Origin of the sequence: Rhodococcus sp. NPDC059968, from assembly GCF_042738615.1 — a bacterium.
GTDB lineage: Bacteria > Actinomycetota > Actinomycetes > Mycobacteriales > Mycobacteriaceae > Rhodococcus_F.
In genome coordinates this window covers 1-4,579 of sequence record NZ_JBHWUE010000214.1, presented here as the reverse complement: position 1 = coordinate 4,579, position 4,579 = coordinate 1, and the positions used below count along the sequence as shown (strand labels likewise).

The 4,579-nt window shown below is 64.5% G+C and carries 1 protein-coding gene, 1 pseudogene and 1 other annotated feature; the gene and the pseudogene both read left to right on the top strand.

The genetic code is table 11. The features are described from left to right. Positions 1-386, top strand: a pseudogene (locus tag ACFWAY_RS53015) (IS3 family transposase); the annotation flags it as partial. Then, positions 243-373 (top strand) — a sequence feature (AL1L pseudoknot). Its footprint overlaps the pseudogene before it by 131 nt. Before the next feature lie 1,648 nt (positions 387-2,034). Next, on the top strand, positions 2,035-3,135 hold the full coding sequence (ald, locus tag ACFWAY_RS53010) for an alanine dehydrogenase (RefSeq protein WP_378516434.1): 1,101 nt from the start codon (positions 2,035-2,037) through the stop codon (positions 3,133-3,135). Positions 3,136-4,579 lie beyond the last annotated feature (1,444 nt).

Genomic DNA, 4,579 nt, shown 5'->3' with positions numbered 1-4,579 from the left:
GCCGTCCGGATGTATCGGGACCGGATCGACGAGCACGGAGGCTCGAAGGTCGCAGCCCGTCGCCATGTCGGCGAGCTGCTCGACATCGCGCCGGCCACGCTGAGGAACTGGATCGAGCGGGAGGAGAGCCACCAGGCCCCCGGCGCATCGTCTTCGGCACCTGACGTGTCGGCCGAGGTCGCCAGACTTCGCCGAGAAGTAGCCGAATCACGCAGAGCCAGCAAGATTTTGAAGACCGCGAGCGCGTTTTTCGCGGCGGCGGAGGTCGACCGCCGACTGCGGTGATCGTCGACCACATCGACGCCTACCGTTCCCGTTTCGGGGTCGACCCGATCTGTGCAGTGCTTACCGAGCACGGCATCAGCATCGCCCGACCCACCCATTACTTTAATGGCGCGAAGCCGATTCAGGTCCGACGGTCGTGGGGACATCGTGGCTTTGAGCAGGTGCAGAGACGTTTCCCGCGCTATGCCGAACTTGATGAACAGTTCCTCGGCGTCGGCGCCACCGTACGGGGCCCACTCGATGGCGAAACCAACCAGCACTCGGTCCGAGCGGCTGATGGATTGCACGCTGGCCAGAAGATCACAGAAGCGGAGGGATCGCCGAACCCAGTCGAGCGCAGGACAACCTGTGAGACCGTCGATCTGGGCGCGCCGCCTGCGGACCGCGCGGTTGCCGATTCGGTTGCGGTTGGGGTGAGCTCTCCAGGGGATGCCGTACTGTGCTGCGGGTTCGGTCGCGGTTGCCGGTAACGCCGTCAGCGGTGGGGCAGGGGTTTCGAGCATGGGTGCCTCTGGGTGGTGAAGAAAACGATCGGCCTTCATGGTCGTGTCTCTGGGTGGGTCCGGGAACGATCATCCGGCGGGGGTGGGGTGTCTGTTCTCGGGACCCCCGCACTAGCTTCCACCGACCGTCAACAGACCTCTCGGGCTTGACGATGAAAGTGGGCTTAGCGATAGTGTTTCGGTGGATCGCTCCGACTCACCAGTACTTGCCTTTCGTGGTTCGCGTCTTCTCCATGAGAGCCGATTGCCCCGGAGCGGCCCGCACCATGAGCGGAGCGGTTTCTTGGGGTGCAGCACAGGTCCCTCAAAATGGGGCGCATGTTGCCTGTCTGCGCGGGGTGCTGCCTGTATGACTGCGAGTGACGTTGTGGTTCGGAAGCGTGTCCGGCGGCCTGCTTCCGCGGTTCGGCCGTGTTGCGAAGTGGGCGTCACAATTGTGAGGTGCTCTGCGAGGTTTCGCATGGGTAGTTCGGCGTATGCCGGTACCTGTTTCTTGGGGATTGCTGTTCATGCGAAGCCTCAGTCTTCTTCGAGGTATGCGTGGTTGCCGGGTTCGCCGGAGTGTTCGAGGCGGTCCGGGGCCACGGACACGTCCGACTCCTTGTGTGCGGTCAGTTCGCTTCGGTGGGCGGGCATGGTTTCTCCGCGTGGACACGAGAATGCAGGTCGATGGTAACGACGCGCTGATTGACACGCTGAGGTGACTACCGGGCGACGTTCCTCCGCCCGAGTTTCGTTGGTTCGCCACGCACATCAACCGACCGAAAGATCCCTGTGATCGTGATCGCGCTGTCGGTGGGTGCCCGTTTGGGGGCGGATCACGGTCGATGGCACGTACCTGGCCTGGGGCGACTCCGACACGGTCCGTCTCATCGTGGTGGCGTCGGCCCGGTTGAACAGCTGAACGTTCATCGAGCGGCGCTGAGGAACTGGACCGCCGGCCGAGGCAGATCGGGCGTGCTGTCGTCCGTCGGCCAGATAGCGTGCCTCTACGCATGCTTGCCGTAAGTGGCGTGGGTTCCAGTGAAGCGATCGCGTTCTGTCCCGGCGTTGTCGGCTGCCGAATATCCTTCGACTACAAGCCCCTGAGGCGGTTCGCGGCGAACGTTTGAATGGTCTCACCTAATGATTAAGAATATTCTTCAGAAGTATTGGCATGCGGTCGGAGTTTCTTCACTATTGATCCCCGCACGTCGAATTTTCCGGCGACCCTCATTCTTTGCACACAGCCCACTGGGAGCTTCGCATGAAGATCGGTATCCCCCGCGAGATCAAGAACCACGAGTACCGGGTGGCCATCACCCCCGCGGGTGTCCACGAGCTGGTCGGCCGCGGCCACGAGGTGGTCATCGAGTCCGGCGCCGGCGTCGGCTCCTCCTTCGCCGATGAGGACTTCAAAGCCGCGGGCGCCCAGATCCTCTCGTCCGCTGTTGCGGTGTGGGGATCGACTGAGCTGCTCCTGAAGGTGAAGGAGCCCATCGCCGAGGAGTATGCACGCCTGCGCAAGGATCAGGTGTTGTTCACCTACCTGCACCTCGCCGCGTCGAAGGACTGCACCGACGCCCTGCTCGCGTCGAGGACCACGTCCATCGCCTACGAAACGGTCACCGCCGCCGACGGCTCGTTGCCGCTGCTCGCCCCGATGAGCGAGGTCGCCGGACGCCTCGCCCCACTGGCCGGCGCCTACCACCTCATGCGCCACGGCGGCGGCCGCGGCGTCCTGATGGGCGGCGTCCCCGGCGTGCGCCCCGCCAAGGTCGTCGTCATCGGCGCCGGCGTGTCCGGCAAGAACGCGATCGCGATCGCCTACGGCATGCAGGCCGACGTCACCGTCCTGGACCTGTCCATCGCCCGCCTCCGGGAGATCGACGCCCTCTACTCCGGCCAGGTCAAGACCATCACTTCCAACAGCCTCGAACTTGAACAGGCCGTCCAGGGCGCCGACCTCGTCATCGGCGCCGTCCTCGTCCCCGGCGCCAAGGCCCCCACCCTCGTCTCCAACACCCTCGTCTCACGGATGAAGCCCGGCTCGGTGCTTGTCGACATCGCCATCGACCAGGGCGGCTGCTTCGAGGACTCACGTCCCACCACGCATGCCGAACCCACCTACCAGGTCCACGACTCGGTGTTCTACTGCGTAGCGAACATGCCCGTCGCTGTCCCGCGCACCTCTACCTACGCGCTCACCAACGCCACCCTGCCCTACGTCGTCGCGCTCGCCGAGCAGGGCTGGGAGCAGGCCACCGCCACTGTCCCTGGGCTGGTGAACGTCCTGTCAACCCACCAGGGCAAGCTCCTTTCCGCCGAGGTGGCGCACGCGCACGGATACAGCGCCGACACCCTCTGACGTGTGTTCGCTGATCGCAGCGAACCGACTATTCACCGCGATCAGCGAACCTGCCCGATCGGGCCGTCCGGAAGCTTCCCCGGGCGGCCCGATCCTTTTCGTGTCTACCCACGGTCCGGTGATGCGTACGCATGCCGTGTCCCGGGAACTATGCACCGGCACAACACGTATGCCCGCGTTCCTCCGTCGATGCGAGTGTGTGCAGACCCTCATCGACGATTCGGTGCATGATCGGACAACTATGCTTCCTGTATGGTCGACCGCTCCGGAGGGTAGCCGTCCGGCCCGGAGACTATTTCGGACAAGCTGCAACCCACCCGGGTTCGGGGCGAGCTATAACAGTGTCAACCTGCATCAGTGGTGGACTGCCTCGGTTGGGATCGAGTCCGCGCCCCGACGAACAACTGTCCGAGTTGGCGATCCTGCGCAATCGAAGGCATGTACTGCTTATCTGCTGAAGTGGACCGGTTGATCAGAATTCACCGAAAGTGTTGCTGGACAGTGAATCAGCGTCCTCGGATTCGATATGGTGGCCGGCTGCGGTGCCGCCGATGAGCTCGGCGAGCGGGTGGGGATCGGTGTTGACGCTCCCGGTGAGCCGAAGCGGCCCGGTCGGAGTGTAGTCCGCTCCGGCCGGGCCTCGCCGGGATGTGTACCGGGGCACCGCGGCGCGCGAGTCTCGACAGCGCTGGTCATTCCGGTGCGTAGTCGGGCGAACGGCGCGCCCGAGTCGGGCGGTGCAGGTCCGCGTTGGTGCACCCTGGGGTTGGCGTGGCTTGTCTCTCCTCGGGCGTTGCCAGTCTCGGTGCGCCGATTTGTGCCAATCACGTTTAACCAGTGGGGGTTTGGCTGCCGGTGAGTGCATCGGAAGCCTGCGCTGGGTGTGTATCGGGTGTAAGGAAATGGTAGATCCGCCGCCGGGGCGCATCGCGGTTTTGTGATCCATGACACACGGGTTCTTCGGACGAGCGGTGGCAGATGGTTGGAGCCCGCCGGTCCGGGAAGGGCTCCTGGGATCCGGTGTTGGGGCTGGCAAATTCGATTCGGTACCTGACCGACCGACTCGTCTCCGATCCGGTGACCTCCGGAGGGGGTCGCGGAGTGCCGGCACCAGGTGCGGTTGTCGACGACCGGATCCTGGCCGCGAAGGATCCTCCCGAACGCCGGCACCCTAATGGGAGTCGATCAGCGAGCCTTCGACAGGTAACGGACCGCGAGGGGGAAGCTGATCACCGGAGCCGCCGGCCGGTGAGCACCGCGAGACCCGGGAGTGAGGGTCGATTCCTAGGGCTAGATCGTGCCCCGGCCGGTCGGTGAGGTCACCTATAGCGCTGATGGGGTGTCGTGCCGCGAGCACTGATCCATTAGGTTGCCGCCGGGTGCCTCTGGGCTCGAACAGGTTTCATCCAACACCATGAGAGCGGAGGAGGCGATCGATGATCTT

Excerpts from the sequence above, each read along its gene's own strand:
- ald (WP_378516434.1), top strand. The coding sequence starts at position 2,035 with ATGAAGATCGGTATCCCCCGCGAGATCAAGAACCACGAGTACCGGGTG.